A 4137-nucleotide genomic window follows, 5' to 3' on the forward strand; every position below is an offset into this window, starting at 1 on the left:
TGTTGCAACGAAATACCGGACTGGTATCAACAGTTGGGTTGTCAAACCTTGCCCTGAGCGAAGTCGAAGGGCGTGGTTTGACCTCTATCCCCCTCCGACCTACTTCGTTGAGGTCGGAGTCCCACGAGGTAAAACGATGGCGCTTCTCCTGTCTTCTGAGTCGTCAAGTTGAGCTAGCGCTAAAAGATTACAAATAGTCTACTAATTGAAAAAAATTAAAAAAGGAATTAAAGTCATGAAACAATTTTGGTTAGAAGATTGGCTAGACGGTTTACCTTATACTGTGATGGTAATAATTATTTCATTATTGGCAATTTTAAATTTAAATTTAGGATGGTTTGTAAATATAGTCGTTACAGTTTGGAGTATAGGTATTTTAATATCTAACATTGATAAGTATAAAAATACACACTCTTCTGATTACGCAAATGATTACGCAAATTGGTCTGAAAAAGGCTTTGGTTACTTACTGAGTGCTGTTCTTGCTTGGTTTGTGATTTTAAGTCTTTAGTTGGACGAAAACGATAGCCATTTATATCAACCTTCGTAACTATCCCCAATCAATCCTTGGGAGCGATCGCAACCCGAAACCCCAGCGCATCCAATAATTCAACCAGACTGTAAATTTCCGCCCCTCCGGTGTCTAACAGAATCTTGTCGAGCTTTTCATAGCTTTGTCTCGCTTCTTCTGAGAGATTATTCATTTGTACCCGCGCCTCGATAACATCCTTAAGCGTCAGACGAAGCACATCAGGTTGAGGGTCTTTTTCTGCCAATTCTAAAGCCACCTCAATATTACCCGCAGCCCTTTCAGGATCTTTGAGAGATTCAATCAGGTATTCGCGGTAGCTCCTACTTGTTTGCATTTTCACGTCTTTCATAGTCTCTCCAATATTCTTGAGCGTTACGAATATCTTGCGCTTGTGTGCTTTTATCCCCACCACAGAGTAAAATCACTATCGTTGTTCCCATTTGTCCAAAGTAGACCCGGTAGCCGGGACCATAGTTAATTCTCAGTTCAAAGACTCCTTTTCCTACTGAGCGATAGTCCCCCAAATTGCCTAGCTGAATCCGCCTAAGCCTATTATCGATCTTACCTCTGCCTTTAGTATCTCGTAGAGCGTCAAGCCATTCCTCAAAGGGACTTCTCCCCTCTGCTGTCAGATAGTTCTGAATCTCTCTTGGCTGGACTTCCACTTGTTTAATGCAAATATGTCATGGATTAATTTACTGGAAAGCACTCGCACTCACCGTACCACCTACTTACGGTTGCCGACAAATGCCAAATACTGACGTGTAGCCGTGTAAAAATGTACTACCGCCAACGGGTCCAATCTCGCCATTACAGAAGAAGCCGCCAACTGAAATATTATTGATATAGCGACACAATAGTTGGGAATCAAAATCGGGTTTACCATACAATCCTTGACCCCGCCCTAAACAGGAAAACATTAATGCACCCGCCGTTTCTGGGGTGGAATTGACTTGGTTTTGATAATTCTGTAAAAGTAATTCTAAATCTTCCTCAGAGGTGCGAGCGTCTCGCAGATGGAACTGAATCCGTTGACCAGGGCGCACCCGATCGCCGATCGCGATCGCACCCAGTCTGGGATCAACGCCCAACAGATTGCGAATCAGGAAATCCCCTTGACCCAGACTTTGCTTAAACTCATCACGGGCAATGCCAATAAATAGAGAATGTTGCGCCAATTCGCGATCGCTCTCACTCAAGTTTTGAATTACGTCACGCAGCACAGCTAGCGGCGGCTGGGATTCAACCTCACTGAAGCTCATCCCATTACTATCCGCCAGTTCCAGTACAATATTTCGTTCACCTTTGGTGATTTGATAGGGTTGACCAATGGGACGACAGCCTTGGGAAACAATTGGGTCTAGTACCACATTCCCACTTAACGCCACGCCGATTGTACCTTCTCGATGTAGCGTACCTCCAGAGTATCGTTCCGAATCACGATAAAATAACCCACTCTGAACTCCCATGGCACTGGCACTGGCTAATCCTCCCACCTTAACCGAACCCGGATAGGCAAAATCTAGCCCTTGTAACAGATCATTGATTTTCGAGGAAAAGGGATCGGCTAATAAGATGAAATGGGGTTGATCTTGGGGGGAAACACCGATTAAGTCCACCCAAGTACTGGGTGAACTATCCAAGTCCGGCAAATCACTTCCCGGAATATGAAACGCCCGAACTGAAACCTCTGGCATACTTGCCAAACTAATTGACAGAGCGGGTTCTGCTTCAATTTCTTGAGGTTGACCTTGGGCATTCATCCCAATCACGCCACCTCCCCCACAACCAATGATCACAGGTACAGATAACCGTTCTTGTAGCAGGGGCATTAATCGGGAATACTCGCTGGCATAAGCTGAAGAGATGAACACCAGACCCAAATCCGCAGGCATTGACAACGATTGTTCCAGACGCTCTACCACCTCCGCGATCGCTGTTTCCAAGGACGGACGAGTTGATAAGGCATTTACCCACTTCATCAAATTTGCCATGACTTTTACTGAGGTTTTCCCTAGGTAGGGTTTTTTTCGGGTTGGCTACAGGTGCAAAGCCTTATGATAACTCCAATTTGACTAACTCCCAAAGGACTGGTGTCAGGGGGCAGGGGAGCAGAGTGGCGGGGGAGATGAGATTTTACGATATTTCAATGGCAAGAGGATAAATAGTGCTAAACAGCCCCCTACTTCCGGTAGTCGGGCAGATCGTGTAGAATTGTAAACAGCGTATCGACTTTTGCGGAACGTTAAACTATAGAATCCTAACGATCTATACGATCTATGAGTACCGACTTGGATATATTTCAGGGCGGTCAACACCAAATAAATAGACGTTCTGTACAATACATTAGTGCAGTAATCCGGAAATAAGGAAAGCAATGAGTGATATTCAAGAACAAATTGATCGGGAGCGTCAGCAAGCTAGAACTGTTTGTGACGCTCAAGGCGCAGAGTCCCCAGACTGTGCGGTAGCTTGGGATTCTGTCGAAGAGTTACAAGCTGAGGCAGCACACCAGAAGCAAAAAGGCACCAAGAAAACCTCCTTCGAGAAGTATTGCGAAGAAAATCCTGATGCAGATGAGTGCCGCGTCTACGACGAATAAGGGACTCTTCGTCTGCTATACGTGCCGATTTTGTATGGATGAATTCAGTGAATCAGTTTGGTGGCTGGAACTCCTTCGGGTGATTCCGGCTGCTTTTTTTGTTCCTGAGAACCCGTGGTTCAGGACACCAGAACACCCGCCCAGTAATTGAAATCGATAATATTCCCGAAGCGGAGATGGCAAGATTACCGTACAATTTGGGAGGTGAACCGATCGCGGTGTCACTATACTGTTAAATCAAAGGAACTCGTCGGCTATTAGCTATGCCCGATCAACTTCTGCAAGCATTAGTCTGGACAGACTATCGGTTAGCCGTTTTATTTACGGTGTTGATTCCCCTGATCCTAATTATATGGGCTTTTGTCAAAAAAGCTGATGCCATGGTGCGCCTATTAATTATCTACTGGCGCGTATCCAGTTTACTGGCAATTACGGTTTATATCATGATTGCCTCGTGGCCCATTGGTTTTATCTCGGGTTGGCTTGCCCGAGTTTTGATTCCCATCTCCCTCTGGTTCTGGGTAGATGTGAATGAGGATATTGAGGATCAACCGACGAATCTGCTGAAACTTACGCTGACGGCTTGGCGCTGGGCAATAACGATTTACTGTGGGATTGGTGTCTTGTGGAGTCTTCCGTCTCTAGGATGCGCGTTTACTCCAGACGCTTTGGAAACGCTTGCCTGTAGAGTTTGGCTAGAACCTCCCTTTCTCTTTAAACAATACTTCCATCCTGAGTCTTCTCCTCAATTTTTGGGTTTTATTGGCATTGTTGGATTATTGATTTATGTTCTGTACTTGAGCTATTTTGTTTTAATTCGCTTAGGGAAACAGGGACGAATCGCGATGGAACAGTAGTGCGAAATTCAGCAACCCCACGCTACTAACGTGGAGCGTGGGGATTGCCAGAGACAAGTCTGGTGACGCAAGAGTTGAATAGACCACTAGCCATCAACTGATACACACTTCCGAATGCTTCCCCAGTTCGGATCAACTGTAAGCCT

The 4137-nt window shown here is 45.3% G+C and carries 6 protein-coding genes; 3 read left to right on the forward strand and 3 right to left on the reverse strand.

From position 1 onward, the window contains the following. The first annotated feature begins 235 nt into the window (after nucleotides 1-235). The gene (locus RH949_RS21145; protein WP_044206539.1) at nucleotides 236-511 is read left to right on the forward strand and encodes a hypothetical protein; all 276 of its coding nucleotides are present in this window, start codon (nucleotides 236-238) and stop codon (nucleotides 509-511) included. A gap of 49 nt (nucleotides 512-560) precedes the next feature. Here RH949_RS21145 and RH949_RS21150 read toward each other — a convergent pair whose 3' ends face one another. The 3 genes from RH949_RS21150 to RH949_RS21160 form a co-directional block, all read right to left on the reverse strand. After that, complete coding sequence (locus RH949_RS21150; protein WP_006100530.1) at nucleotides 561-881, reverse strand: helix-turn-helix domain-containing transcriptional regulator; 321 nt, start codon at nucleotides 879-881, stop codon at nucleotides 561-563. Further along, nucleotides 853-1197 (reverse strand): type II toxin-antitoxin system RelE/ParE family toxin, encoded by a 345-nt coding sequence (locus RH949_RS21155; protein ID WP_446355918.1) that lies wholly within the window; start codon nucleotides 1195-1197, stop codon nucleotides 853-855. The genes RH949_RS21150 and RH949_RS21155 overlap by 29 nt, the downstream gene beginning before the upstream one ends. 66 nt (nucleotides 1198-1263) lie before the next feature. Beyond that, complete coding sequence (locus RH949_RS21160; RefSeq protein ID WP_446355920.1) at nucleotides 1264-2526, reverse strand: FIST signal transduction protein; 1263 nt, start codon at nucleotides 2524-2526, stop codon at nucleotides 1264-1266. Nucleotides 2527-2909: 383 nt separating this feature from the next. Here RH949_RS21160 and RH949_RS21165 point away from each other — a divergent pair, with 383 nt between their 5' ends. Continuing rightward, on the forward strand, nucleotides 2910-3134 hold the full coding sequence (locus RH949_RS21165) for a Calvin cycle protein CP12 (RefSeq protein WP_006100550.1): 225 nt from the start codon (nucleotides 2910-2912) through the stop codon (nucleotides 3132-3134). A gap of 263 nt (nucleotides 3135-3397) precedes the next feature. Then, nucleotides 3398-3991 (forward strand): DUF3177 family protein, encoded by a 594-nt coding sequence (locus tag RH949_RS21170; protein ID WP_006100696.1) that lies wholly within the window; start codon nucleotides 3398-3400, stop codon nucleotides 3989-3991. The last annotated feature ends 146 nt before the right edge of the window (nucleotides 3992-4137 follow it).

Origin of the sequence: Coleofasciculus sp. A1-SPW-01 (genome assembly GCF_040217205.1) — a bacterium.
Taxonomy (GTDB): Bacteria; Cyanobacteriota; Cyanobacteriia; order Cyanobacteriales; family Coleofasciculaceae; genus Coleofasciculus; species Coleofasciculus chthonoplastes_A.

Excerpts from the sequence above, each read along its gene's own strand:
- RH949_RS21145 (WP_044206539.1), top strand. The coding sequence starts at position 236 with ATGAAACAATTTTGGTTAGAAGATTGGCTAGACGGTTTACCTTATACT.
- RH949_RS21150 (WP_006100530.1), bottom strand. The coding sequence starts at position 881 with ATGAAAGACGTGAAAATGCAAACAAGTAGGAGCTACCGCGAATACCTG.
- RH949_RS21160 (WP_446355920.1), bottom strand. The coding sequence starts at position 2,526 with ATGGCAAATTTGATGAAGTGGGTAAATGCCTTATCAACTCGTCCGTCC.
- RH949_RS21165 (WP_006100550.1), top strand. The coding sequence starts at position 2,910 with ATGAGTGATATTCAAGAACAAATTGATCGGGAGCGTCAGCAAGCTAGA.
- RH949_RS21170 (WP_006100696.1), top strand. The coding sequence starts at position 3,398 with ATGCCCGATCAACTTCTGCAAGCATTAGTCTGGACAGACTATCGGTTA.